25 protein-coding genes are annotated in these 23,948 nt (G+C 68.5%); 7 read left to right on the forward strand and 18 right to left on the reverse strand.

The window, feature by feature from the left end:
- Nucleotides 1-134: 134 nt before the first annotated feature.
- Nucleotides 135-2,210, forward strand: coding sequence for a 3-hydroxyacyl-CoA dehydrogenase NAD-binding domain-containing protein (locus tag M9902_RS02070; protein ID WP_297171079.1), 2,076 nt, complete (start codon nucleotides 135-137; stop codon nucleotides 2,208-2,210).
- A 95-nt stretch (nucleotides 2,211-2,305) separates the two neighbouring features.
- A complete protein-coding gene (locus M9902_RS02075; RefSeq protein ID WP_297171081.1) occupies nucleotides 2,306-3,538 on the forward strand; it encodes a GGDEF domain-containing protein in 1,233 nt (410 codons plus the stop codon).
- A 16-nt stretch (nucleotides 3,539-3,554) separates the two neighbouring features.
- Here the strand turns inward: M9902_RS02075 and M9902_RS02080 are convergent, their stop codons facing one another.
- From M9902_RS02080 to M9902_RS02145, 14 genes are all read right to left on the reverse strand, one after another.
- The gene (locus tag M9902_RS02080) at nucleotides 3,555-3,914 is read right to left on the reverse strand and encodes a PilZ domain-containing protein (RefSeq protein WP_297171083.1); all 360 of its coding nucleotides are present in this window, start codon (nucleotides 3,912-3,914) and stop codon (nucleotides 3,555-3,557) included.
- A 10-nt stretch (nucleotides 3,915-3,924) separates the two neighbouring features.
- Nucleotides 3,925-4,944 (reverse strand): DNA polymerase III subunit delta', encoded by a 1,020-nt coding sequence (locus M9902_RS02085; RefSeq protein ID WP_297220839.1) that lies wholly within the window; start codon nucleotides 4,942-4,944, stop codon nucleotides 3,925-3,927.
- Nucleotides 4,941-5,600, reverse strand: coding sequence for a dTMP kinase (gene tmk / locus M9902_RS02090; RefSeq protein WP_297220841.1), 660 nt, complete (start codon nucleotides 5,598-5,600; stop codon nucleotides 4,941-4,943). Before tmk ends, M9902_RS02085 begins: the two co-directional genes overlap by 4 nt.
- Entirely contained in the window at nucleotides 5,597-6,649 is a 1,053-nt protein-coding gene (gene mltG, locus M9902_RS02095) for an endolytic transglycosylase MltG (RefSeq protein WP_297220843.1), read from the reverse strand. Before mltG ends, tmk begins: the two co-directional genes overlap by 4 nt.
- Entirely contained in the window at nucleotides 6,646-7,464 is an 819-nt protein-coding gene (gene pabC, locus M9902_RS02100; protein WP_297220845.1) for an aminodeoxychorismate lyase, read from the reverse strand. The genes mltG and pabC overlap by 4 nt, the downstream gene beginning before the upstream one ends.
- 139 nt (nucleotides 7,465-7,603) lie before the next feature.
- On the reverse strand, nucleotides 7,604-8,959 hold the full coding sequence (locus tag M9902_RS02105; protein ID WP_297220847.1) for an aminodeoxychorismate synthase component I: 1,356 nt from the start codon (nucleotides 8,957-8,959) through the stop codon (nucleotides 7,604-7,606).
- A 367-nt stretch (nucleotides 8,960-9,326) separates the two neighbouring features.
- Nucleotides 9,327-10,565 (reverse strand): beta-ketoacyl-ACP synthase II, encoded by a 1,239-nt coding sequence (gene fabF, locus M9902_RS02110; protein WP_297220849.1) that lies wholly within the window; start codon nucleotides 10,563-10,565, stop codon nucleotides 9,327-9,329.
- A gap of 166 nt (nucleotides 10,566-10,731) precedes the next feature.
- Entirely contained in the window at nucleotides 10,732-10,971 is a 240-nt protein-coding gene (gene acpP, locus M9902_RS02115; RefSeq protein WP_297171098.1) for an acyl carrier protein, read from the reverse strand.
- Nucleotides 10,972-11,068: 97 nt separating this feature from the next.
- The gene (gene fabG / locus M9902_RS02120) at nucleotides 11,069-11,812 is read right to left on the reverse strand and encodes a 3-oxoacyl-ACP reductase FabG (RefSeq protein WP_297171100.1); all 744 of its coding nucleotides are present in this window, start codon (nucleotides 11,810-11,812) and stop codon (nucleotides 11,069-11,071) included.
- 17 nt (nucleotides 11,813-11,829) lie between these two features.
- The gene (fabD, locus tag M9902_RS02125; protein WP_297221017.1) at nucleotides 11,830-12,771 is read right to left on the reverse strand and encodes an ACP S-malonyltransferase; all 942 of its coding nucleotides are present in this window, start codon (nucleotides 12,769-12,771) and stop codon (nucleotides 11,830-11,832) included.
- A 148-nt stretch (nucleotides 12,772-12,919) separates the two neighbouring features.
- Nucleotides 12,920-13,645: a serine/threonine protein phosphatase gene (locus M9902_RS02130; RefSeq protein ID WP_297171102.1), complete on the reverse strand. Its 726-nt coding sequence runs from the start codon at nucleotides 13,643-13,645 to the stop codon at nucleotides 12,920-12,922.
- 48 nt (nucleotides 13,646-13,693) lie between these two features.
- Nucleotides 13,694-14,683 carry a beta-ketoacyl-ACP synthase III gene (locus M9902_RS02135; protein ID WP_297171104.1) on the reverse strand — a complete coding sequence of 330 codons (990 nt, stop codon included), beginning with the start codon at nucleotides 14,681-14,683 and terminating at the stop codon, nucleotides 13,694-13,696.
- Between the two features lie 182 nt (nucleotides 14,684-14,865).
- On the reverse strand, nucleotides 14,866-15,060 hold the full coding sequence (rpmF, locus tag M9902_RS02140) for a 50S ribosomal protein L32 (RefSeq protein ID WP_297171107.1): 195 nt from the start codon (nucleotides 15,058-15,060) through the stop codon (nucleotides 14,866-14,868).
- Between the two features lie 134 nt (nucleotides 15,061-15,194).
- Nucleotides 15,195-15,713, reverse strand: coding sequence for a YceD family protein (locus M9902_RS02145; RefSeq protein WP_297220853.1), 519 nt, complete (start codon nucleotides 15,711-15,713; stop codon nucleotides 15,195-15,197).
- A 109-nt stretch (nucleotides 15,714-15,822) separates the two neighbouring features.
- Between M9902_RS02145 and M9902_RS02150 the strand changes: the two genes are divergently transcribed.
- Together M9902_RS02150 and M9902_RS02155 are read left to right on the forward strand one after the other, a co-directional pair.
- Nucleotides 15,823-16,185, forward strand: coding sequence for a hypothetical protein (locus tag M9902_RS02150; RefSeq protein ID WP_297220855.1), 363 nt, complete (start codon nucleotides 15,823-15,825; stop codon nucleotides 16,183-16,185).
- Between the two features lie 18 nt (nucleotides 16,186-16,203).
- A complete protein-coding gene (locus M9902_RS02155; protein WP_297220857.1) occupies nucleotides 16,204-16,788 on the forward strand; it encodes a nucleoside triphosphate pyrophosphatase in 585 nt (194 codons plus the stop codon).
- A 23-nt stretch (nucleotides 16,789-16,811) separates the two neighbouring features.
- Here the strand turns inward: M9902_RS02155 and M9902_RS02160 are convergent, their stop codons facing one another.
- A complete protein-coding gene (locus M9902_RS02160; protein ID WP_297220859.1) occupies nucleotides 16,812-18,341 on the reverse strand; it encodes a glycosyltransferase family 39 protein in 1,530 nt (509 codons plus the stop codon).
- A gap of 42 nt (nucleotides 18,342-18,383) precedes the next feature.
- On the opposite strand from M9902_RS02160, the gene M9902_RS02165 reads away from it, so the two are divergent.
- The 3 genes from M9902_RS02165 to M9902_RS02175 all read left to right on the forward strand — a co-directional run bounded on the left by M9902_RS02165 (nucleotide 18,384) and on the right by M9902_RS02175 (nucleotide 22,380).
- A complete protein-coding gene (locus tag M9902_RS02165; RefSeq protein WP_297220861.1) occupies nucleotides 18,384-19,334 on the forward strand; it encodes a MoxR family ATPase in 951 nt (316 codons plus the stop codon).
- A 132-nt stretch (nucleotides 19,335-19,466) separates the two neighbouring features.
- On the forward strand, nucleotides 19,467-20,426 hold the full coding sequence (locus M9902_RS02170; protein WP_297220867.1) for a DUF58 domain-containing protein: 960 nt from the start codon (nucleotides 19,467-19,469) through the stop codon (nucleotides 20,424-20,426).
- Nucleotides 20,419-22,380, forward strand: coding sequence for a DUF3488 and transglutaminase-like domain-containing protein (locus M9902_RS02175; RefSeq protein ID WP_297220870.1), 1,962 nt, complete (start codon nucleotides 20,419-20,421; stop codon nucleotides 22,378-22,380). Before M9902_RS02170 ends, M9902_RS02175 begins: the two co-directional genes overlap by 8 nt.
- Nucleotides 22,381-22,414: 34 nt before the next feature.
- Here the strand turns inward: M9902_RS02175 and M9902_RS02180 are convergent, their stop codons facing one another.
- The 3 genes from M9902_RS02180 to M9902_RS02190 all read right to left on the reverse strand — a co-directional run bounded on the left by M9902_RS02180 (nucleotide 22,415) and on the right by M9902_RS02190 (nucleotide 23,935).
- Nucleotides 22,415-22,780, reverse strand: coding sequence for a histidine triad nucleotide-binding protein (locus M9902_RS02180; RefSeq protein ID WP_297221019.1), 366 nt, complete (start codon nucleotides 22,778-22,780; stop codon nucleotides 22,415-22,417).
- A 92-nt stretch (nucleotides 22,781-22,872) separates the two neighbouring features.
- On the reverse strand, nucleotides 22,873-23,475 hold the full coding sequence (recR, locus tag M9902_RS02185; RefSeq protein ID WP_297174746.1) for a recombination mediator RecR: 603 nt from the start codon (nucleotides 23,473-23,475) through the stop codon (nucleotides 22,873-22,875).
- 139 nt (nucleotides 23,476-23,614) lie between these two features.
- Nucleotides 23,615-23,935, reverse strand: coding sequence for a YbaB/EbfC family nucleoid-associated protein (locus M9902_RS02190; RefSeq protein ID WP_297174743.1), 321 nt, complete (start codon nucleotides 23,933-23,935; stop codon nucleotides 23,615-23,617).
- Between the last annotated feature and the right edge of the window lie 13 nt (nucleotides 23,936-23,948).

Below are 23,948 nucleotides of genomic sequence, written 5' to 3' on the forward strand. Positions count from 1 at the left end.
CTGTGACACATCCTTGCGGCCAAAGTTCCATCGACCGCGCCTGGCCTGAATGCCTGACCTGAATGAATCAGGGCAATTATTCAGTTTCCAAGCGGCTACGATAACTCCAACCCCATTGCCGTGGATGAAGTGGAATGGTTGATTCGTCGAAAGATCGCTTCGCTGGCCTGCGCCTGCGCCACTGGCGCGCCCAACTGCGCGACGACGGCGCACTGGTACTGAATTTCGACCGCGCCGATGCCGCCGTCAATGCGTTCTCGCAGGACGCCCTGATCGAACTGGACACCGCGTTGGAACGCATCGTCATCGACCCGCCCAAGGCACTGGTGATCGCCTCGGGCAAGGCCAGCGGCTTCATTGCCGGTGCCGACCTGAAAGAGTTCCAGGAATTCGACCGCAAGGGCACGGTCAACGACGCGATTGCGCGCGGCCAGACCACCTTCCAGAAACTGGCCAGCCTGCCCTGCCCCACGGTGGCGGCCATCCACGGCTTCTGCATGGGCGGTGGCACTGAAATCTCGCTGGCCTGTCGCTACCGCGTGGCCAGCAGCGATGCCTCTACCCGGATTGGCTTGCCGGAAGTGCAGCTGGGCATCTTCCCCGGCTGGGGCGGCAGTTCGCGCCTGCCGCATCTGGTCGGCGCGCCGGCGGCGATGGACATGATGCTGACCGGCCGCGCGCTGTCGGCCAAGGCTGCGCGCGGGATCGGGCTGGTGGACAAGGTGGCCGAACCGGCCGCGCTGATCGACACGGCGGCGGCGCTGGCATTGAAGGGAACCAGGCGCCCGTTCAAGCAGCGCATGCTGGCCTGGAGCACGAATACCTTCGCCGCCCGCAAACTGCTGGCCCCGCAGATGGTCAAGCAGGTCGCGCGCAAGGTGCCCAAGGCGTTCTATCCGGCGCCGTATGCGCTGATTGCGACATGGCAGCGCAGCGGCGGCAAGCCGATCCGCGCGCGGCTGGCGGCCGAACGCAAGGCGGTGGTGAAACTGGCCGGCAGCAGCACCGCCCGCAACCTGATCCGCATCTTCTTCCTGACCGAGCGCATGAAAGCGCTGGGCAAGGGCGATGCGGGCATCCGCCATGTGCACGTGATCGGTGCCGGGGTGATGGGCGGCGACATCGCCGCCTACGCCGCCTACAAAGGCTTCGACGTCACCCTGCAGGACCGCGAACAGCGCTTCATCGACCCCGCCATGACGCGCGCGCAGGCCTTGTTCGAGAAGAAGGTCAAAGACCCGGCCAAGCGCCCGGAGGTCGCGGCGCGGCTGAAGTCCGATTTGAACGGCGACGGCGTGCCGAACGCTGATCTGGTGATCGAGGCGATCATCGAAAACCCCGACGCCAAGCGCGCGCTGTATCAATCAGTCGAACCACGCATGAAAACCGATGCGCTGTTGACCACCAATACTTCCTCCATTCCGCTGGATGAACTGCGCGGCCATATCGCGCGGCCGGCGCAGTTCGCCGGCCTGCACTACTTCAACCCGGTGGCGCAGATGCCCTTGGTCGAGATCATCCACCACGACGGCATGGATGCCGAAACCGAACGCCGGCTGGCCGCGTTCTGCAAGACGCTGGGCAAGTTCCCGGTGCCAGTGGCGGGCACACCCGGGTTCCTGGTTAATCGCGTGCTGTTCCCGTACATGCTGGAAGCGGCCACCGCGTATGCGGAAGGCGTCCCCGGCGCGGCCATCGACAAGGCGGCGGTGAAATTCGGCATGCCGATGGGGCCGATCGAGCTGATCGACACCGTGGGCCTGGACGTGGCCGCTGGCGTCAGCAAGGAGCTGGCGCCCTTCCTTGGGCTTGAAGTGCCGGCGGCGCTGGCGACGGTGGAGGCCGGCAAGCGCGGCAAGAAAGACGGCCAAGGCATCTACGCCTGGGAAAACGGCAAGCCGAAGAAGCCCGAGCTCCCGGCCGGCTATGTTGCGCCGGATGACTTGGAAGACCGCCTGATCCTGCCCCTGCTCAATGAAGCCGTGGCCTGCCTGCACGACGGCGTGGTCAGCGATGCCGATCTGCTGGATGCCGGGGTGATTTTCGGGACCGGTTTTGCGCCGTTCCGCGGCGGCCCGATCCAGCACATTCGCGCGGTCGGTGCCGATGCGCTGCTGGCGCGGCTGGCGGCATTGCAGGCGAAGTACGGCGAACGGTTTGCACCACGCGCAGGATGGGACAACCCAGCCTTGCGCGAGCCGGTGGCCTGACGCGAGCCTTCCGCTCCAGCTTGGCCAACAGGCCGACCGGCTGCATCCATGCGCACCAGATGCAGCCGATACCGGAGTCACGGTAACCTCGCCGCATGTCGGCGCAACTCGTCATCCCGATCGAACTGATCGACGCCTTCGGCGCCGGCGTGTACGTGCTGACCTTGGCCAACCAGGCCGAGCTGTGGTGGCACAGGCGCCGGCGGCGTACGCATTTCTGGCTCGCGATGTCGGCCCTCGGTGCGCTGCTGGTCAACCTGACCGGCGCCCATATCCGCACGCTTGCGCACGCGCCATCGCCGCAATTGGTCGCATGCAACATGCTTGGCATCGCCATCGCGCTGGTCGGGCTCTACCGGCTTGCGGAGGCGGTTGGTGGCAGGCGCCCCGGTCGGATTGTGCAAGGCCTGCAATGGGCCTTGCTGCTGCCGATTGCCCTGCAACTGGTCACCGGGAATCCGCTGACCATTCCGGTGCTGTCGGTGGCCACCGCACTGTTCCTGCTCGCGGCCTTGTGGCGTTCCATCCTCAACGTACTCTCCGGCGACCGCGAATCGCGCAGCCTTGCCTTCGGGCTGACCCTGTTGTTCGTGACCTTGCTGTACGACGTAATCTCGGAACTGCACATCCTTCCGCATCAGGAAGGCTTCCCCGTGTTCGGCTTCACGATCCTGTACATCGCCGCAGCACGAGCGCTCAGCCTGCGCTACGAACGTGACTACCGCGAGTTGGTGAACCTGCGCGGCGAACTGGAATCCCGCGTGCAGCAGCGCACATTGGAACTGCAGGAAGCCAACCACCGCCTCGACCTGCTCTCGCGCACCGACGCCCTGACCGGGCTTGCCAATCGGCGCAGCTTCCAGGAAGCGGCCGCCGCACACCTGCAGCAGCAGGGCGCGTGCTTGCTGATGATCGACATCGATCATTTCAAGCGGATCAACGACAGCTACGGACACGATACTGGCGATACCGCCCTGCGCCTCGTCTCCACGACGCTCGCCGACTCGATGCAGGCCGGCGAACTGTTGGCGCGATGGGGCGGCGAGGAGTTCATCGCCTTGCTCGATGCCAGCCCCGATGTGGTGGCCCGCGTGGAACGGATGCGCCTTGCGGTGGCAGCAACCGCCATTGAGGCCGGCACGGCCCGCATCGGCTTGAGCGCCTCGTTCGGAGTCGCCATGACCTTGCAGAACGAAGCGCTGGAAGCCGCCATCGCCCGTGCGGACGATGCCCTGTACCGGTCCAAGCACGAAGGCCGCGACCGCATCTCGGTGGCCCCGGATCGCGATCGGGCTGGTCAGGGCAACGCTGACTTGAGGCAACGTTGATTAGCGCAGCCTTGCCTCACATCGTCTGGGTTGGCTGATCCGCATTGAGGGTGCCGGCCAGGGTGGTTTCGATCTTGCCGCGCACGGTCTCGCCGTCCGGGGTGTCTGCGAACTGCACGCCGATGCCGGCGGCGCGGTTGCCCTGGGAGCCGGTCGGGGTCACCCAGACCACCTTGCCGGCCACCGGCAGGCGCTCCGGGGATTCCGGCAGGGTCAGCAGCAGGAACACCTCGTCGCCAAGGAAATACCGGCGGTTGGTCGGCACGAAGATGCCGCCGTTCTTGATGAACGGCATGTAGGCGTTGTACAGCGCCGGCTTGTCCTTGATTACCAGCGACAGGATGCCCTGCCGCGCTCCACTTGTGGGTCCTGCCATCACTGCACCTTCATCGCCTGACGGTTGTTTCGCGCCATGCCAGCAACGCTTCGTGGATCGCAAGCTCGGCAAGCACCTGGGTGCGCAGCAGGTCGCGCGCACGGTTGGCGGCATCGAAACGCCCCATCAGCGTGCGGGCTGCGGCCGGTTCGGTCAAGTCCGCCGTGCGCGACCGGGCCAGTTCGGCCAGATGCCACAGGCGCTCCTCGGCCCGACCTTCGGCCAGCCAGCGCTTCGCCACCGCATCGGGCTCGGCGCGGGCGTGTTCCAGCGCCTGCGCATCGGCGAGGACCGCGCGCCGCAGCGCCATGCCGCCATCGCCCAGCCAGGCAGCGGCCAGGCCCGGATGGCCGCGCGCCGCGTCCAGCGCTGCCTCTGCATCACTGGCCGGATGGCCCTGCTGGCGCAACCAGTCCAGCGCTTCGTCGCGCGGCGGCAAGCGCAGATCGAGGCGCTGGCAACGGCTGCGGATGGTGGCCGGCAGGCGCGCCGGGTTGTCCGCCAGCAGCCACAGGAAACGGCCCGGCTGCGGCTCCTCCAGGGTCTTGAGCACGGCGTTCCAGGCCGACCAGTTGACCGCGGAAGCAGGGTCGATGATGGCCACCTGGGCGCCGCCAAGCTGTGCCGTCAGGGTCAGCGCATCCGACAGGGCCCGGATCTGGTCGATGACGATTTCGCTGCGCGGCTTGCCGGTCTTCGGGTGGAGTCCATGACCGATGCAATACAGGTCGGGATGGGCGCTGCGTCCCCACGGATGCGAAGGGCTGCCGTCCGGCCGCACTTCCGGCGTTTCCAGCTGTGCCCGTGAGGCCAACAGCTGGCAGCTCTTGCAACGCCCGCAGGCCGCACCGTCTGCACCCGGCATCCGGCACAGCACGCGCTTGGCCAGGGTTTCCGCCAACAGGCGCTTGCCGACCCGCGCCGGCCCGACGATCAAGGTGGCATGGCCGAAGTGGCCACCGGTGATCGCGGCGCACGCCTGCTCGAAGGCACGCTGCTGCCAGGGAGCGAGCGGCGGCAGCGGATTCATGCCTGCCTCCGGCGGTAGTCGGCCAGCGCGAGCAGCGCGTCCGCAGCGACCTGTTCCAGGCTTTGCCCGGCATCGAGCACCCGGATCCGCTGCGGCTCCCTCGCGGCGCGCTCGCGAAAGCCCGCACGCACGCGCTCGAAGAAAGCGTCACGTTCGGATTCGATTCGATCCGGCATCGCTTCGCCCAGCAGGTCGCGGCCGCGGGTGCGTTCGCGCGCGCGGGTGACATCCAGGTCCAGCAGCAGGGTCAGCCCCGGCGTGACGCCCACGGCGTGCCGCTCCAGTTCGGCGATGAGCCCCGTATCCAGCCCGCGCGCCGCGCCCTGGTAGGCATAGCTGGAATCGGTGAAACGATCGCAGACCACCCAGGCACCGCGCACCAGCGCCGGCCGGATCACCTGCACCACGTGCTGGGCGCGCGCCGCGAACATCAGCAACAGTTCGGCATGCGCGTCCATCGGCTCGTTGCCGACGCCCAGCAGCAGCTCGCGGATGCGCTCGGCCAGCGGCGTGCCGCCCGGCTCGCGGGTGCACACCACGTCCTGTCCGTCGGCCAGCAACGCTTCGCGCAGCGCCGCCAGCACCGTGCTCTTGCCGGCACCCTCGCCGCCTTCCAGGGTCAACAGGCGCGGCTGGACTTGCAGCTCGGGGTTCACTGCGGCGCCGCCCCCGTCCGCGCCGCATCGCGTTGGGCGCGCTGGCGCTGCACGTAATCACGCACAGCCGTGTTGTGTCCGCCCAGAGTCGCGCTGAACACGTGCCGCCCGCTGCCGTCTCCGACCGCAACAAAGTACAGGGCATCGCCCGGCGCCGGGTGGACCGCGGCCCGCAGCGCGGCCTTGCCGGGCATCGCGATGGGCGTTGGCGGCAGGCCAGCACGGGTATAGGTGTTGAACGGCGTATCGGCCTCCAGATCCGCCCGGCGCAGATTGCCGGCATAGCGCGAGCCCATGCCGTAGATCACGGTCGGGTCGGTTTGCAGCCGCATTCCCATGCGCAGGCGCCGCAGGAACACGCCGGCGATCTGCGGTCGCTCGTCAGCCACCCCGGTTTCCTTTTCGATGATCGAAGCCAGGATCAGTGCCTCGGTGCGGTTTTTCAGTGGCAGGTTGTCCTCACGATCCGCCCACGCGGCATCCAGCTCACGATCCATCGCGGCATAGGCGCGCCAGAGGATGTCGAGGTCGGATTCACCGCGCGTCCAGGCGTAGGTCTCGGGCAGGAAGCGGCCTTCGGCCGGCTGCCCTTTCTGGCCCAACGCCTCCATCAGCGCGGCATCGTCCACCTCGGCGATTTTCTGTTCAAGCAGCGGCACCTTGCGCAGGGCCGCGCGCAAATCGCGCATGGTCCAGCCCTCGACGATGGTGAACATGCGCCGCACCACCTTGCCATTGCGCATGGCCAACAGCAGCGAACGCGGGCTGGTTTGCGGGGTCAGCGCGTATTCGCCGGTCTGGATCTTCCCGGCGGCATCGGTGTCCTTCGCCAGCAGTTGCCACAGCAGGCGGTCGCCCGGCGCGATGCCCTGCGCCTGGAGCTTGTCCAGCACCTTGAACAGGTTGTCGCCGCGCGCCACGACCAGGCTTTCGCCCTCGTGGATCCCCGCCAGCGGCGCATCGGCAAAGCGGTGGTATCGCAGCCATGCCCAACCCAACACGGTCGCAGACAGCAGCACCGCCACCAGCAGCGAGTAGCGGATCTTCATGCCGTCTCTCCGGCCATGGCAAACATCGGACAAAACATCGCCAGCGCCACCTGCAGTTCATGGACGGCCGGATGCTGCGGGAACCGGCACGCGTCCAGCCGTTCAACCCGCAGGATACCGCGCACGGCGCTGCACAGGGCCAGTGCGTCGGCGGTTTCGACCGTCTCGACGCCCAGTTCCGTGATTTCGGCCCGTCCCGATTCCAGCAGCAAGCCGCGCAGCACGCCGGCCACGCCGCAGCGTTCCACCGGCGGCGTCCACCAGCGCCCATCGCGATGGACCAGCAGATTCGCCGCGGTGGCGCTGACCACCAGCCCATCACCATCGCGCATCAGGCCCTCGTCGGCGCCGGCGCGTTCGACCTCGGCGCGCGCCAGCACCTGCTCCAGGCGATTGCAATGCTTGATCCCGGCCAGCGCCGGCTGGATGGCCAGTCGGGTTTCACACCAGCCGAGTCTCAGCCCGTCCTTGCTGACAGGCAGCGGATGCAGCGACAGCATCCAGACGGGCTCGCTGCAATCCGTCGGCGCATAGCCGCGCCCGCCATCGCCGCGGGTCAGCAGCAGTTTGAGCACACCGCTATCGACGCTGGCGATGTGTTCGGATATCCGCGCTTCGATGAACGCCGGATCGGGCAAGCCGATCCCCAGCCGCTGCGCCCCCGTGCGCAGCCGCGCCAAATGTCGCGGCCACAGCGGCAGCGTGCCGTGGTGTACGCGCATGGTTTCGAAAATGCCATCGCCGTAATTCAGGCCGCGGTTGGCGGACGAAAGTGCATCCAATCGATCGCAGGCAATGTAGGCAGCGGGCGTCATGGTGTTCGGCTCACAACGCGAGTATCGGGGAGTACCCACGCGCCTTGGCCCACGAACAACGCGGAGGCCCCGGGGGCAAGCGCAGTCGCTCCCCGATACTCGCTTTGTGCGCTTGCCCCCGGGGCCTCCGCTTCCGGCATTACCTGTCCTCTCCCAACGCCCGCAGCATGCCACGCGCCTTGGCCCGGGTTTCTTCCAGCTCGCGCTGCGGATCCGAATCGATCACGATCCCGGCGCCGGTACGGAAACGCAGACGGGCACCCTCCACTTCGGCGCTGCGAATCAGGATGTTCAGGTCCATGTCGCCATCATGGCCCAACCAGCCCATCGCGCCGGTGTAGGCACCACGGCCCACCGCTTCGAGTTCGGCAATGATCTGCATGCAGCGCACCTTCGGGCAGCCGGTAATGGTGCCGCCCGGAAACGCCGCCGCAATCACCTGCCCGGGGGTGACGCCGGCGCGCAACACTCCGCGCACATTGCTGACGATGTGGTGGACGTGGGCATAGCTCTCCACCGTCATCAATTCATCCACCCGCACGCTGCCAGGCGCACAGACGCGGCCCAGGTCATTGCGTTCCAGATCGATCAGCATGACGTGCTCGGCGCGTTCCTTGGGATGCCCGATCAGTTCACGGATGCGTGCCGCCTCGTCATCCCCGGCGATGCGGGCGCGAGTACCGGCGATCGGGCGCGTTTCCGCTACGCCTGCGCGCGCCGCCAGCAACCGCTCCGGCGAAGCGCTGACGACGCTGCCCCATCGGCTGCGGAAAATGCCGGCGAACGGGGCGGGATTGTGCGCGCGCAAGCGCTGGAACAGGGCCGCGGGATCCAGCGGCGCGGCGAAACTCGCCTGCCATCCGCGCGACAGATTGGCCTGGAACACGTCGCCGGCGGCGAGATAGTCGAGTACGCGCGCCACGCCATCAAGGTAGCGCTGCGGATCGTCTTCGTCGACGTTCGTCGGCGCCCGCCAGTCCGGCAGCGAGGCCAAGGCCGCGGCGCGTGCGGCATCTTCGGCAATCCGCTCCAGCCACGCCTCCGCACGCGATTCGGCCACGGCGATGCAACGCCCATCGCTACGGTCGCGCAGGATCGCCGCCGGGCAGCGCAAAGCCAGCGCCACCGGCAGCGCGCCTTCGGCCGGCGGCAACTGCAGAACCGGCTCCACCTGCTGCGCAAGTTCGTAGCCCAGCAGCAGCGCCCAGCCGCCCTGGAACACCGCGGCGTGCCCGCCGTCCGGCGCGACACGTGCGGCCTGCCACTGCGCATCCAGCACATCGAGGAAGCGTCCGGGAACGACCTCGCCGGCCAGCGTGCGCACCAGGCCATCGCGATGCAGGGCAAAGCCATCTCCGGCGTGCGCCAGCAGCAAATCCTGGCGCCCGTGCGGGCCGGCGGCGCTGGATTCCAGCAGCACCGGATAACGCGCCGGATCGAGCCGGTGCAGGTCGAGCAGGTCGGTATCGCTGGAGAGGACGCGGGTTCGGGTCATGGCTGCCAGTCGTTCCCGCTTGCAGTCTTTCTCCCGCAGGGCAAGTGATGCAAGCCACGAGGTCGCCCGCCGCCGTGATCGGTCCGAGCGGGCCAGGGATGGCCCGCGGCCGCGAATCGGAGCGGGATGCGCAGCTTGAGCGGCGGGCCGATCACAGCGACGGGCGACCGGCGCTGATGCCAGCGCAAACTCGGCGGCAGGTGATGGTACGGGACATGCGACGTTATCGATTCCGCCGCACCCTCATCCGCCCCCCCGCCTTCGCGGTGGCAGGCTCTGCGGGCACCTTCTCCCAAAGGGAGAAGGAAAAAACAGCGCCTCCCGAGGGGAGAAGGAGAACAGGGCGTCGCTTCCAATGGAAGGAAAATCAAACCCGCTTGAACACCAGGGTACCGTTGGTGCCGCCGAAGCCGAAGCCATTCGACATCGCCACGTCGATCTTCGCCTCGCGCGCGGTGTTCGGCACGTAGTCGAGATCGCAGCCCTCGCCCGGGGTGTCGAGGTTGATGGTGGGAGGAATCACGCCTTCCGCCAGGGCCTGGATCGCATAGATCGCCTCCACCCCGCCAGCAGCGCCGAGCAGATGGCCGGTCATCGATTTGGTCGAGCTGACCATCAGCCGATCCGCATGCGCGCCGAAGGCGCGGCGGATGGCATGGGTCTCGGCGAGGTCGCCCAGCGGGGTGCTGGTGCCGTGGGCGTTGAGGTAGCCGATATCCTCGGGGCTCATCCCGGCGTCGCGCAGCGCCATCGCCATGCAACGCGCCGGGCCGTCGCCGTTCTCGCTGGGCGCGGTCATGTGGAAGGCATCCGAGGACGCGCCGAAGCCGACCAGCTCGCAGTGGATGCGCGCGCCGCGTGCCCTGGCGTGTTCGTATTCCTCCAGCACCAGCACGCCGGCGCCGTCGCCGAGCACGAAGCCATCGCGGTCGGCATCCCAGGGCCGCGAGGCGCGGGTCGGGTCGTCGTTGCGCGTGCTCATCGCCTTCATCGCGCAGAAGCCGCCCATCGCGGTCGGCGAGCTGCCGCGTTCGGCGCCGCCGGCAAACATCACGTCGGCATCACCGTACTGGATCATCCGCATCGCCATGCCGATCGAATGATTGGCGGTGGCGCAGGCGGACACCGCGGAGAAGGTCGGCCCCTTGATGCCGGTCAGCAGCGAGAGCTGGCCGGGGACCATGTTGATGATGGTCGAGGGAATGTAGAACGGGCTGATCTTGCGCACGCCGCCGTCGCGCAGCTTCAGGGTGGTTTCCTCGATGCCCCAGATCCCGCCGATGCCGGCGCCGATCAGCGCACCGATGCGTTCGGCATTGGCCTCGGTGACCTCCAGCCCGGCATCATCCTTCGCCATCAGCGACGCGGCGATGCCGTAATGCAGGAAGTGGTCCATCTTCTTCGCATCCTTCGGACTCACCCAGCGGGTGACGTCGAAGTCGCGGATCTCGCCGGCGATCCGGGTGGGATAGCTGGAGGCATCGAAGCCCTCGACCATGCCGATGCCGGAGCGGCCATTGCAGACGGCCTCCCAGTTGCTGGCCAGGTCATTGCCCAGTGGCGAGATGATGCCCATCCCGGTCACCACGACGCGCCGTCCGTTCATCCTCATTTTCCTGCTTCCGTTCTGCCCCGCCGGCCACCGCCCACGCTCCAGACGCCAAGGGCCGCACGCGCGGCCCCGGGGAACGTGCCGGAATCAGCCGGCCCTTGGCGCCGACCGCACGACACCATGGCCGCAGCCAGTGGCGTCCGCGACCGCCGCGCGCGACTCACGCCTTGACGTGGGCCTTGATGTAATCGATCGCCTGCTGCACCGAGGTGATCTTCTCGGCGTCCTCGTCCGGGATCTCGCACTCGAACTCTTCTTCCAGCGCCATCACCAGTTCCACGGTATCCAGCGAGTCCGCGCCGAGGTCGTCGACGAATGACGCGCTGTTGGTGACATCTTCTTCCTTCACGCCCAGCTGTTCGATGACGATCTTCTTGACGCGCTCTTCGATATTGCTCATGTGGCTTGCTCCTCCCGGGAATCGGGTCAATCGGCTGACAAGTGTAAGGGAAAAACGGACGGTTCTGGCCTTTCACGCCATCCCGTGCCGGCGGTGGCTACGGCATGTACATGCCGCCGTTGACGTGCAGGGTTTCGCCGGTGATGTAGCCGGCATCCGGCCCGGCCAGGAACGCCACCGCGCGGGCGATGTCGGCCGGTTCGCCAAGCCGGCCCAGCGCGATCTGGGCCAGCATCGCGGCCTTGGCGGCTTCCGGCAGGTCGGCGGTCATGTCGGTGGCGATGAAACCGGGCGCGACCACATTGACGGTGATGCCGCGCGAACCGATCTCCTTTGCCAGCGATTTGCTGAAGGCGATGATCCCGGCCTTGGCCGCCGCGTAGTTGGCCTGGCCGGCATTGCCGGTCACGCCGATGACCGAAGCGATGTTGACGATGCGGCCCTTGCGCGCCTTCATCATCCCGCGCAGCACCGCCTTGGAGGCGCGATAGACGCTGGTGAGGTTGGTATCGAGGATCGCCTGCCAGTCCTCGTCCTTCATCCGCATCAGCAGGTTGTCGCGGGTGATGCCGGCGTTGTTGACCAGGATGGAGATGCCACCGAACTCGGTGGCAACGGCATCGACCAGGGCTTCGATGGCGCCGGGCTCGTTGACGTTCAGGCGGCGACCATGGCCACCGACGGCAGCCAGGCGCTCGCCGATCGCCTGCGCGCCGGCGTCGGAGGTAGCGGTGCCGATCACGGTGGCGCCGCGCGCGGCCAGGGCATCGGCAATCGCCGCGCCGATCCCGCGGGAGGCGCCGGTCACCAGCGCGATCTCGCCTTTCAACTGTTCGCTCATGCCGCCTCCAAAAAGCCTCAGGCCCAGTCCGCCAGCGCGCCGACCAGCCCATCCGGCTCGCCCAGCGCACGCTGGTCCAGCGTCTTGTCGATGCGCTTGCCCAGCCCGGTCAGGGTTTTGCCCGGCCCGCATTCGCCGATCCGGGAGATACCGCGCGCGGCCAGCGCCTGCACGCAGCCGGTCCACTGCACCGGCAGGTAGAGCTGACGCACCAGCGCCTGCTGGATCGCCTCGACGTCGTCGTGGACGCCGGCATCGACGTTCTGGACAACCGGAATCGCGGGCGACGCCCAGCGCAGGCCGGCCATCGTCACGGCCAGCCGATTGGCGGCCTCGCGCATCAGCGGGGTGTGCGAAGGCACGCTGACGGCCAGCTTGACCGCCTTGCGCACACCTTTGTCCGCCAGCAGCGCCAGCGCGCGATCCACCGCCGCGGCATCGCCGCCGATCACGATCTGCCCGGGCGAGTTGTAGTTGGCCGGCACCACCACCTGCGCGCCCGAGGCTTCCACGCACACCGCTTCGACCAGCGCGTCCTCGGCACCCAGCACCGCCGCCATCGCGCCGGTCCCTTCCGGTGCGGCGTCCTGCATCAGCTGTCCGCGAATGCGCACCAGATGCGCGCCGTCGCCCAGCGACAGGGCGCCGGCGGCCACCAGCGCGGTGTATTCACCGAGGCTGTGCCCGGCCAGCAGGGCCGGCCGCGGTCCGCCCTGCTGCTGCCACAATCGCCACACCGCGACGCCAGCCGCAAGCAAGGCCGGCTGGGTGTATTCGGTGCGATTGAGCATTGCTTCCGGCCCGCCCTGCGCCAGCGCCCACAGATCGATGCCGGCCCCTTCCGAGGCTTCCGAAAAAGTCGCCTTCAACCCCGGATGCAGCTCCGACAGCGCGGCCAGCATGCCGACCGACTGTGAGCCCTGGCCGGGAAACACCAGCGCCAGCGCGGGGGACGCCAATGGGGAAAAGACGGCTTGTTCGTTCACGCGGTCAGGACTCGCTTGCACGGGATCAGGCAGACGCCAGCAGGACGGCCGCAGGCCGGGAATGATACGAACTATTGCCGCCGCACGTCTGTACCGGCGCGTATGGGGAAGCCGCCATCGGTCACGATTCCAGGGCGTTGCGCAGCCCGGCCAGGGCACCGGCGATCCGCTGCGCGCGCGCGCCCAGCCGCCCGGAAATACGCTCGACGAGGCGCAGCCGGCGCACCTGGCGCAACAGTTCCAGCCGGGTTGCCTGCGTCTCATCACGCAGCACCGGCCGGATGGCATCGGCGAACTGCCGGGATGGATCGGCGAAATAGCGCGAGACGCCGGCGGCGAAAATCAGCCAATCGCGCACCTGCGCCTGTGCCAGCGTCATGCTTTCCAGCGGGTCTTCCTCAAGATCGAGAAAACCGATCCGACCGTCCTCGGCCACAGTCAGGTTGCGCGCATAGGGCTGCCCGATATAGCCATCGTGCGCATGCACCTCGACCATGGCCCGGGCCGCCTGGGCAATCAGCTGCACCTGCCGTTCAGGGCCGACTTCATGCAGCACGCTTTTCAGGGTGTGGCCGATGTCACCAAGCAGCAAGGCGTTGGCCCCCTGACCCAGGATTTCGGGCACCAGCGCGCCGCAGGCGACCAGCGCTTCGATCCGGCGTTTTTCGATCGCACAGGCACGCTCGCCGCCCCAGTGCGCCGGTGGCCGCAGCGAAGGGGTGTCGAAAAACCGCGTCAACAGATCCAGCACCGCCAGCGTCCAGCCGCGGTTGCCCTCGGCATACACCTTGAGCCAGGCCCTGCGGCCCAGTGCATCCATGCGGATGACGGCGTGCTCGATTTTCATTCGCCTCGCACTGCCCTTGCGCCGGGTCGCTGCTGCCGCCGTCGCCGGTCAGTAGCGCAGCAGCACCGAGCCCCAGGTAAAGCCGCCGCCGAAGGCTTCCAGCAGCAGCAGCTGGCCGCGTTCAACGCGCCCGGAGCGCACCGCTTCGTCCAGCGCCAGCGGCACCGAACCCGAGGACGTGTTTCCGTGCCGATCCACGGTGACGATCACCCGATCCATCGGCATCGCCAGCCGCTTGGCGGTGGCCTCGATGATGCGCAGGTTGGCCTGATGCGGCACCAGCCAGTCGAGGTCGCTGCGGTCCAGGCCGTTGGACTCCAGCGCCTCGTCGACCACCGCGTCCAGCGCCTTGACCGCATGCTTGAATACCTCGTTGCCGGTCATCAGCACGCGCACGCCGGCATTGTTCTCGCCCGGCTTGAAGCCGACCGACACGCCTACCGGGTTCCACAGCAATTCCTTCTTGCTGCCGTCGGCGTGCATGTGGGTGCTGAGAATGCCGGTCTCGCTGTCGGCCTTCAGCACTACCGCACCGGCACCATCGCCGAACAGAACGCAGGTGCCACGGTCGTTCCAGTCCAGCATCCGGGTCAGGGTCTCACCGCCCATCACCAGCGCGGTTTTCGCCGCGCCGCTGCGGATGAACTTGTCGGCGATGGTCAGCGCGTAGATGAAGCCCGAGCAGGCAGCGTTGACGTCAAAGGCCATGCAGCCGTGGATGCCCAGCTTGTGCTGGACGATGGTGGCACTGGCGGGAAAGATCAGATCCGGCGTGGTGGTGCCGAGGATGATCAGGTCCAGCTCCGACGGATCGGTGCCGGCGGCTTCGAGCGCCCGCAGCGCGGCCCGGTACGCCAGTTCGCTGGTAGTCTCGCCCTCGCCGGCAACGTGGCGCTGGCGGATGCCGGTTCGGGTACGGATCCACTCATCACTGGTCTCGACCCGCTTGGCCAGATCATCATTGCTGACCACCTGCGCAGGCAGGCAACTGCCGGTGCCGGCAATGCGGGCGAAGATTCGGCTTTCGGTCTGGCTCATGCGCGCGGCATCTCGCTGAAGATCGGTACAGGGTAGCGGATCGGGCGTCCGCGAATCCGGCTTGCTCGCCGAAACAGCAAGCGTCACGCGCCGAACCGGCCCTGGAACGGGTTCGAAAACGCAAACGGCCGCGCCGTCAGGCGCGGCCGGGCGATGGGCAATGCGCGACCCCCGACCGGAGGTCAGTCTTCGTCGACGATCCGGGTCTTGGGCGCAACCACCTGCTTGCCGCGGTAGAAACCGTCGGCGGTGACGTGGTGGCGCAGATGGGTCTCACCGCTGGTCTTGTCGGTGGCGAGCTGCTTGCTCGGCAGCGCATCGTGCATGCGGCGCATGCCGCGACGGGACGGGGAAACGCGGGACTTCTGGACGGCCATGACGGCAACTCCAACAAAACGGAAAGGTGAGCCTTGGAATTATCGCACAGATTCGCGGCAAATCCGCAAGCCAAGCCACATCGACGTGCCTGCAACCAAACGGCCCCGGGCGGCGGCCTGACGGGCGGCAGGGCTCAGGGTTTCTTCCATTCGGCCAGCGCCGAAAACGCCCCATGCGCCGCATTTTCTTCGGGGCCAGGGGCAAAATCGCGCTCGATCGCCTCCGAATCCGGCGCCACCGGGACCACCGGCAGGGCAAGGATCAGCTCGTCTTCAACCAGATCCAGCAGCCGCAGCATCCCGTCGGCGGGCACCAGCAGCGGTTCGCAGTCGGCCGGCAGCGCCGCCTCGTCGCTCTCGCGCCGAATCAGGCCCAGCCGCTGCCTGATCTGTACCGGCAGCAGGAAGCGGCGCAGGCTGCGCTGGCACTGCAAGGGCAGGTCCGCCTCGATGTCGAGATCGACGAACGGGACCTGCAGCGCGTCGGTGCCGAAATCCAGCGCAAACCGCACCTCGCCCTCGGCCTCGTCCAGGCTGTCGCGCAGCCGCATCAGCGCAGCCAGCGGCGCATGGCCTTCGAATCCGCGCCGCGCCGCAACCATGCGCCACGCATCCACCAGCTCGGGCACGCCGTCAGCGCGCAGATCGGACATGAGAACGGGTTTCCCGGGTCCATGGAACCAGATGCGGATTCTAGCGCGCCGCAGCCTGCCCCGGCAGTCAGGATTTGCGATGCCCGCCGCTCTCGCGCAGACTCAACTCATGCGCTTCGCCCTGCTCCTCGCCAGCCTGATCGTGATCGTCCTCGCCCTGTGGCTGGCCGCGCGCACGCGTCGTGACAGCCGCAGGCGGCAGGCCATTCGCGGTCTGCTGGACGCCGCCGACGCACTCGAAGCACAGCTGCGCGCCGCCCGCAGCGAGATCGAGGCGATCGCCGGCGACCACGAGAACCCGGTCCGGCAAGCGATGCAGGAACTGCTGCGGCAGCGGCTGTGGCTGCAGGAGAATGCCGGCAGCGCCAGCCTCGCCCAGCTCGACGAGGTGCGCAGAACGCTGGATGCGGCGCGCTCCCGCATCGAAGCGCAGTTGCAGCAGATCGAACGCGCCCGCGGCGTCACGCCCTGAGCCTGTCGTGGCAGCGCCATGAAGACACCACGGCTGGTGCTGGCCTCCACCTCACGCTACCGGCGCGAACTGCTGGCCCGGCTGGGCCTGCCCTTCGACCTCGCGCGCCCCGAAGTCGATGAAACGCCCCGCGCCGATGAAACACCGCGCGCACTGGCGATCCGGCTGGCCTGCGCCAAGGCGCAGGCGGTCGCGGCACGGCTGGAGGGCGACGCCTGGGCGCTCGGCTCCGATCAGGTCGCGGACGTGGCGGGACGCCCGCTCGGCAAGCCCGGTGGACGCACGCAGGCGATCGCGCAACTGCGCGCGATGTCCGGCGACGTGGTGCGCTTCCATACCGCGCTGAGCCTGGCCCATCCGGACGGCCGCAGGTTTGCCGCCATCGACCTGACCAAGGTGCGGATGCGAACGCTGTCGGCCGTCGAAATCGCCCGCTATGTCGATACCGAACAGCCCTTCGACTGCGCCGGCAGCTTCAAGTCGGAAGGCCTTGGCATCTGCCTGTTCGAGGCGATCGAGAATCGCGACCCGACCGCGCTGATCGGGCTGCCGCTGATCGCCACTGCGCGGCTGCTGCGCAAGGCCGGATTCCAGCTGCCGTAGTCGTCGAGGCCTGGCCGCGAGGCTCAGCCGCCCGCGCAATCAGCCTGCGGCTGCACGCGGGTGATGACATACAGCACGAAGCGCTTGCCGCCGCCATCCACGTCGAGCGCCTGCGGCGGCGGCAACGGGCCAAGTTGCTGGCACAGGTCGACCAGGGCCGCTTGGGCATCCGGGAAACCGGCATGCGAGGGGCTGGCCACCAGCAGCAGCGGCGCGCCGCCTTCAGGCATCCGGCCGTCGAACTGCAATCCCCACAGCGCCAGCTGCGGGGCGCGCCCATGCTTGCGGTTGAGCGGATGGTCGAGCACGAGGATGTTGGCGTCGCCGCGTGCGAAGCCCAGTTCGGCGCCGATCTTGAAATCGCCGGCCAGGATCCGCGTGCCTGCGGGCAGCTGCGCCAAGCGTGCGCGCACGACGGTATCCAGCACATTCCAGCCGGCGAAGTTGGCCGGATACTGATCGTGGCTTGCGGCCCATTGCCTCCCTACAGGCGAGGCCGCCAGCAGGAAGTAGGCCAGCGCGGCGGCAAGCCCGAGCGTGGCCGTCGCCCACGCCGCCACCCGCCAGCCACGCGCCCACCCCGCCAACACCGCCGGCAGCAGCGGCAGCAGCGCGACGAAGCCGGGCAAGGTCCAGTGAAAGCTCACCCGGCGGCGGTCGGTGAAAAAGCCCAGCACGAAAAAGGCGACGATCAGCAATACCCCGCACAGCGCCAGCCAGCGCGCGGCTGGCCGGGCATCGCGCAGGCCACGGCTGCCTGCCTGCGCGAAGGCAAGCAGCAGCACCGGCGTTGCCGGCAGCAATTGCATCAGGCCGAGGCTGATGCCGTGCAGGCCAAATGCCCACGGATGCCGATCGACCAACTGGAACCGCAGCCCGGCGTCGGCATTGTCGAGATTCCACAGCAACAGCGGCAGCCAGGCCAGCGCGCCCAGCCCGATGGCGACCCACAGGCCGGGCCGACGCAACGCCGCTCGGCCCGCGCGCAGCAACAACAGCGCCAGCAGTCCCACCACGACCACCGCCGCGAAGCGATAGTGGGTCAGCCCGCCAATCACCAAGCCCAAGGCCAGTTCCGCAACCACGCCGACATCGACCCGCCGCAGCGCCCGCGCGCCGGCGTCGAGGCACAGCACACTGGCCAGCAGCAGCGGCACGTCCGGCACCGCCAGCACGCCCAGCGTGCCCGCCAGCGGCAGCACCAGCACCAGCAAGCCAGTCAGCCACCCCGTCCTGGCATCGAACTCGCGCGCCGTCATCCGCACCAGCAGCCACGGCAACAGCGCGCCGATCACGAGAATCGGCAGCCGCAGCGCCCACAGATGGTTGCCGCCCAGCGCCACGCCCAGCCGCGCCAGCCAGGCGGTCAGGCCGGGCAGGTCGGAATAGGCCAGCGCGAGGTGCTGGCCTTCCTGCCAGTAGAACGCCTCATCGACGAACAGCGGCAGGCGTGCGGCAATCGCCAGTTTGGCCACGCACAGCGCCACCCAGACGAGCACGAACGCGGTCCGCGCCTGCCGTGATTGTTCTTCGACCCGCATTTGCGTCGACATCGCTACACTCGAAGGCCACTTCGGGAATGGACGCACGAACCCATGGCAAGCAGCCCGGCGCCGCAGACGATGCTATCCGATGCCCTGATGGATGCCCTGCGCACCGCGCTGGCGCAGGTCGATGCGCTGGTGCTTGGCAAACCCATCCAGGTCCGGATGGCCTTCGTCGCCCTGCTCGCCGACGGCCACCTGTTGATTGAAGATTTGCCCGGGCTCGGCAAGACCACACTGGCACGGGCGATGGCGGCAACACTGGGGCTGGATTTCGCGCGCGTGCAGTTCACCTCCGACCTGCTGCCCTCGGACATCCTCGGCGTGTCGGTGTACGAGGCGCAGACCCGTCGCTTCGAGTTTCATCCTGGCCCGGTGTTTACCCACGTCCTGCTGGCCGACGAAATCAACCGCGCGCCGCCGCGCACGCAGAGCGCCCTGCTTGAGGCCATGGCCGAGCACCAGGTCAGCATCGACGGCCAGACCCGGGCGCTGCCCGATCCGTTCCTGGTCATCGCCACCCAGAACCCGACCGATCTCTCCGGCACCTATCCGCTGCCGGATTCGCAACTCGACCGCTTCCTGCTGCGGCTCACCCTCGGCTATCCGGACGCGCAGGCCGAGCGTGAACTGCTGGCCGGCGAGGATCGTCGCACCCTGATCGCACAGGCCAGTCCGGTACTGGACGCGCCGCGCATCCTCGCGCTGCGCCAGCACGCGCTGGCAGTGCATGCCAGCGAGGCGCTGCTGGACTACGTGCAGGCGCTGGTGGCGCGCAGCCGCAAGCAGCCGGGCGTGCGGGTTGGGCTGTCACCCCGTGCGGGCCTGGCCCTGCTGCGGGCGACGCGGGCGCGGGCGCTGCTGCTGGAGCGCGACCACGTCCTGCCGGAAGACGTGCAGGCCCTGTTCCCGGCCATCGCCGAACACCGTCTGGTCGCCGATGCCGATACGCCCGCCGCGCAGCTGGTGCAGGCCATCCTGCACGCGGTCCCGGTGGACTGATGCAGCCTGCGCCAGCGCGCCAACGGATTGCCGGCTGCCCGCCTGCGGGGGCCCGGCTTCCTGTGCGCAGGCCTCGGCAGCGCCCCTTTTCCCCGCACGCGGGGGAAGGTGCCGGCACGGCGAATGAAGGGCATGCTTGAACCTCTGCGCCAGCGCTTTCGCCGATGGGCACGGCCACGTGCGCCGGAACTGCTGCCGGCGCAAATCGACCGCCACCGCATCTACGTGCTTCCCACCGCCACCGGGCTGTTCTTCGGCCTGCTGCTGGGCACCATGCTGGTGGGTGCGCTCAACTTCAACAACAACCCGGCCCTGCTGCTGGGCCTGTTGATCGCCGGTACCGCGCAGGCCAGCCTGATCGCCGCGCACCTGCAGCTGTCCGGCATCCGGATTACCGCCGCCTCCGCCGAACCGGTTGCCGCGGGTGAAGACATTGCGCTGCGGCTGGCCATGGAAACGCGCGACGCCCGCAGCCGGCGCGGGCTGCGGATCGACTGCGACCAGCGCACCGCCTTCACCGCGCTGGATGCGCGCGGCGGGGCGGTCGAACTGCACCTGCCCACCAGTCGGCGCGGCCTGCTGCCGCTGCCGCGGATCGAACTGAGTACCGTGCAGCCGCTGGGTCTGGCCCGGGCCTGGGCTTACGTCTGGCCGGCACAGAGCGTGTTGGTGTATCCGGCACCGGAAGTGACGGCACCGCCCGCACCGGCCGCTACCGGCGGGCAAACCCGACCGCTGCCGGCGCGGGCCGGTGACGAGCTGCACCACCTGCGCGACTACCGCCCCGGGGACGCACCACGCGCGATTGCCTGGAAGCCGTCGGCGCGACGCGGCGCGCTGCTGGTGCGCGACCACGAGCAGCCGCGCGGCGGCGAACTGCATTTGGACTGGGACGCCACCGTCGGCCTGCCCTACGAGCAGCGGATCCGCCGACTGGCGCGCTGGGTGGATGACGCCGAGCGCAGCGGTCGTCGCTATGCGCTGCGTCTGCCGGGATCCGAAAGCGTGGCGCTCGGCCAGGGCGCGGCGCAGCGCCACCAATGCCTGCGCGCGCTGGCGCTGCTGCCGGGCGAAGGCAGCGTCGATGGCTGAGGCCGGCTCACCGCCGCTGTCGCAGGCCGGACGGCTGCAGGTCCGGCTGGCTGCCGCCGCCTGCCTGCTGCCGCTGCTGTTCCAGCTGCCGCGCTCGCTCGGGCTGGGCCTGGGCCTTGCCGCGGTCGCCGTGCTGGCCTTGTCGTGGCGACGGCCGCTGCCGAACCTCGTCCGCGCGCTGCTGTTGATCGTCGGGATGGCGCTGGTTTTCTACGTGCTGCCGGGCATCGGCCGCGACACCGCATCGGCCGCGCTGGCGCTGATGATCGCGATCAAACCGGCGGAAACGCAGACCCTGCGCGATGGCCGCAGCCTGGTCGGCTTTGCGCTGTTCGCGCCGTTCGCCACCTTCCTGCTCGACCAGGCCCCGCTGAGCCTGCTGCTGGCGCTGCTGGCGGTACTGGCCGCCCTGCTGGCCCTGCAACGGCTGGCGGCGGACGAAGGCCGGGTTGAGGACGCCTCCGTCTCCGGCCTGCCCAAACGCGCCGCAATCGTGGCCGTGCTGCGCCTGTGCGTGCTCGGCCTGCCACTGGCGCTGGCGGTGTTCTGGCTGTTCCCGCGCCTGCCAACGCCGCTGTGGGGCATGCCGCAGCGCAGCGTCGGCACCCCGGGGCTGTCCGATTCGATGTCGCCCGGCGGGTTGTTCGACACCCTGCTCGACGACAGCCCGGCCGCGCGCGTGCAGTTCTTCGGCCCGGTGCCCAAGCCCGAGCAGATGTACTGGCGCGGTCCGGTGCTGTGGGATTTCGACGGCCAGACCTGGCGTCCATCGCGGATGCTCACGGCACTGCCGCCGGCACCGGTGCGCCCGGCCTCGGCTGGCTGGGACTACCAGCTGGAACTGGAGCCAACCGAAGACCGCCTGCTGGTCGCCCTGGACGTGCCAACCGTCCTGCCCGAAGGTGCGCAGATGGGTCTCGATCGCGCGCCGACCAGCGACGCGCCGCTGTACAACCTCACCCGCTGGCGGCTGCATTCGGCGCCTGCCGCGGCCTTCGAGCCCGATTTGCCCGACTGGCTGCGGCAACGTGCGCTGCGGCTGCCCGAAGGCTTCAACCCGCGCACGCTGGCGCTCGGGCGGCAGTGGCGACGCGAGGCCGGCAGCGACCCCGACGGCCGCGCCGACCTGGCCATCGCCCTGCGCGCCATGGCCTGGATCCACAAGGACTTCGCCTACACCCTGAACGTGCCCATCGCCGGCCGCAACGAAATCGACGACTTCCTGTTCGATCGCCAGGAAGGCTATTGCGAGCACTTCAGCTCGTCCTTCGTGGTGCTGATGCGCGCGGCCGGCATTCCGGCACGGGTCGTCACCGGCTACGCCGGCGCCTACCGCAACCCGATCGGAGATTACTGGCTGATCCGCCGCTCCGACGCCCACGCCTGGGCGGAAATCTGGCTGCCGCAGCGGGGTTGGACGCGTTTCGATCCCACCGCCGCGGTCGCACCCGAGCGCATCTACGACACCATTGCCGACCGCATGCCCGGGCGCCTCGGCGGCTTCATCGACATCGCGCCGCTGTTCAACGCCAGCGACTGGCTGCGGCGCGGCTGGAACGACATGCTGCTGGGTTTCAACGCCAAGCGCCAGCAGGATCTGCTGGGCCTGTTCGGCTTGCGCGGCGGCAACCGGACCCTGGTGTTGCTGTTTGCCGGCGCGGCGCTGCTGGCGATCGGCTGGATGGCCTGGCTGACCGCGCGCGGCGAACGCGAACGCGACCCGCTGCTGCGCGCCTGGCACGCTCTGGAAGCGCGCTATCGCCGGCGCGGGCTGGGCCGTGCGCGACACGAACCGGCGCGTGATTGGGTCACTCGGCTCAACGCGCAATCCAGCCAACCCGACGCGGTGCTGGAAGCGCTCGCCGAGCGCTTCGAACGCGTGCGCTACGCGCCGGACGTGGGCAGCACGGAACGCCGCGAACTGATCCACGCCCTGCGCCGGCACCGACCCTGAGGCACGCGCGGAAGCGCGAAGCGCCGCGAAGGCGTCAGCTCGGCACCCCGAAATGCCCCAACGGCGCACCGGCCAGCAGGTGCAGGTGGATCTGGAACACCGTCTGCCCGCCGTCCTCGTTGCAATTCATCACGATCCGGTAGCCGCGATCGGCAAACCCCTGCGCCTTGGCATAGCGCGCCGCCGCAGTCGCCAGTCGGCCGATCACGAGCGCCGATGCCTCCGGCACGTCATTCAGGGTCGCGAAATCCTGCTTGGGCACGAACAGCACATGCACCGGCGCCTGCGGCGCGATGTCGCGGAACGCGATCATGTGCTCGTCCTCGTAGACGATGTCGGCGGGAATCTCGCGGTTGATGATCTTGTGGAAGATGGTCACTTGAAGGCCGTGATTGGTGATTTGTGATTCGTGATTGGAAAGAGCTTACAGCGCAACCCGGCTTTTTCGAATCACCAATCACAAATCACCAATCACGGCTCTCCAATCACCAATCACGAATCCCCAATCTCCACCCGACTGCCGAAGGCATGCGACAAGGTGCCACGGTCGACGTATTCCAGTTCGCCGCCCAGCGGCACGCCGTGGGCGAGGCGGCTGGGGTGGACGCCGCGGGCGCGGGCGATCTGCGCGAGGTAATGCGCGGTCGCTTCGCCTTCCACGGTGGGATTGGTGGCGACGATCAATTCACGCACGTCGCCTTCCTCGAGCCGCCGCGCAAGTTGGTCGAGCCCAAGCTCGCCCGGGCCGATCCCGTCGAGTGGGCTCAGCCGGCCTTGCAGCACGAAATACAGGCCGCGATAGCCGGTCGCCTGTTCGATCGCCAGCCGGTCCGCCGGAGATTCCACCGCACACAACAGCGCGCCATCGCGCGAGGAGCTTGCGCAGATCGCACACAGCTCGGTTTCGCTGAAATCACGGCAGAGCTGGCAATGCCGTACCTGCTCCATCGCCTGCTGCAGCGCCGCCGCCAGCCGCAGGCCGCCTTCGCGCTGGCGTTCCAGCAGGTGGTAGGCCATGCGCTGCGCGGATTTCTGGCCGACACCCGGCAGCACCCGCAGCGCCTCGATGAGTTGTTCTAGCAATGACGCTGTCATGCAAATCCGAAGCCTCGGCAACTCATGTTGCGCACAGGGATGTGCGCACGCGACGCGCCTTGCGCGGCGCGCAAGCGGGCGAAACCCACGTGTTTCGCCCGCGCAACGGATGCGGCGGCAGGATGCCCCGTCATCCGCATCAAAACGGCAACTTCATCCCCGGCGGCAGCTGCATTCCGGCGGTCGCCGCCGCCATCTTCTCCTGGGTCGCCGCCGTGATCTTGTTGACGGCATCGTTGAAGGCCGCGGCGATCAGGTCTTCGGCCATCTCCGGATCGGCCAGCGCGGCCGGATCGATGCGCACGCGCCGGCAATCCATGCGTCCGCCGAGGGTGACGCTGACCATGCCGCCGCCGGCGCTGCCGGTGGCTTCCAGCGTCGCCACTTCCTCCTGCGCGCGCTGCACGTCTTCCTGCATTTTCTGCGCCTGCTGCATCAGCTGGGCGATGTTTCCACGCATGTTCATCTTCCGT

This window comes from Thermomonas sp., assembly GCF_023953935.1.
GTDB lineage: Bacteria > Pseudomonadota > Gammaproteobacteria > Xanthomonadales > Xanthomonadaceae > Thermomonas.

Excerpts from the sequence above, each read along its gene's own strand:
- M9902_RS02070 (WP_297171079.1), top strand. The coding sequence starts at position 135 with ATGGTTGATTCGTCGAAAGATCGCTTCGCTGGCCTGCGCCTGCGCCAC.
- M9902_RS02075 (WP_297171081.1), top strand. The coding sequence starts at position 2,306 with ATGTCGGCGCAACTCGTCATCCCGATCGAACTGATCGACGCCTTCGGC.
- M9902_RS02080 (WP_297171083.1), bottom strand. The coding sequence starts at position 3,914 with ATGGCAGGACCCACAAGTGGAGCGCGGCAGGGCATCCTGTCGCTGGTA.
- M9902_RS02085 (WP_297220839.1), bottom strand. The coding sequence starts at position 4,944 with ATGAATCCGCTGCCGCCGCTCGCTCCCTGGCAGCAGCGTGCCTTCGAG.
- mltG (WP_297220843.1), bottom strand. The coding sequence starts at position 6,649 with ATGAAGATCCGCTACTCGCTGCTGGTGGCGGTGCTGCTGTCTGCGACC.
- pabC (WP_297220845.1), bottom strand. The coding sequence starts at position 7,464 with ATGACGCCCGCTGCCTACATTGCCTGCGATCGATTGGATGCACTTTCG.
- M9902_RS02105 (WP_297220847.1), bottom strand. The coding sequence starts at position 8,959 with ATGACCCGAACCCGCGTCCTCTCCAGCGATACCGACCTGCTCGACCTG.
- fabF (WP_297220849.1), bottom strand. The coding sequence starts at position 10,565 with ATGAACGGACGGCGCGTCGTGGTGACCGGGATGGGCATCATCTCGCCA.
- acpP (WP_297171098.1), bottom strand. The coding sequence starts at position 10,971 with ATGAGCAATATCGAAGAGCGCGTCAAGAAGATCGTCATCGAACAGCTG.
- fabG (WP_297171100.1), bottom strand. The coding sequence starts at position 11,812 with ATGAGCGAACAGTTGAAAGGCGAGATCGCGCTGGTGACCGGCGCCTCC.
- M9902_RS02130 (WP_297171102.1), bottom strand. The coding sequence starts at position 13,645 with ATGAAAATCGAGCACGCCGTCATCCGCATGGATGCACTGGGCCGCAGG.
- M9902_RS02135 (WP_297171104.1), bottom strand. The coding sequence starts at position 14,683 with ATGAGCCAGACCGAAAGCCGAATCTTCGCCCGCATTGCCGGCACCGGC.
- rpmF (WP_297171107.1), bottom strand. The coding sequence starts at position 15,060 with ATGGCCGTCCAGAAGTCCCGCGTTTCCCCGTCCCGTCGCGGCATGCGC.
- M9902_RS02145 (WP_297220853.1), bottom strand. The coding sequence starts at position 15,713 with ATGTCCGATCTGCGCGCTGACGGCGTGCCCGAGCTGGTGGATGCGTGG.
- M9902_RS02150 (WP_297220855.1), top strand. The coding sequence starts at position 15,823 with ATGCGCTTCGCCCTGCTCCTCGCCAGCCTGATCGTGATCGTCCTCGCC.
- M9902_RS02155 (WP_297220857.1), top strand. The coding sequence starts at position 16,204 with ATGAAGACACCACGGCTGGTGCTGGCCTCCACCTCACGCTACCGGCGC.
- M9902_RS02160 (WP_297220859.1), bottom strand. The coding sequence starts at position 18,341 with ATGTCGACGCAAATGCGGGTCGAAGAACAATCACGGCAGGCGCGGACC.
- M9902_RS02165 (WP_297220861.1), top strand. The coding sequence starts at position 18,384 with ATGGCAAGCAGCCCGGCGCCGCAGACGATGCTATCCGATGCCCTGATG.
- M9902_RS02170 (WP_297220867.1), top strand. The coding sequence starts at position 19,467 with ATGCTTGAACCTCTGCGCCAGCGCTTTCGCCGATGGGCACGGCCACGT.
- M9902_RS02175 (WP_297220870.1), top strand. The coding sequence starts at position 20,419 with ATGGCTGAGGCCGGCTCACCGCCGCTGTCGCAGGCCGGACGGCTGCAG.
- recR (WP_297174746.1), bottom strand. The coding sequence starts at position 23,475 with ATGACAGCGTCATTGCTAGAACAACTCATCGAGGCGCTGCGGGTGCTG.
- M9902_RS02190 (WP_297174743.1), bottom strand. The coding sequence starts at position 23,935 with ATGCGTGGAAACATCGCCCAGCTGATGCAGCAGGCGCAGAAAATGCAG.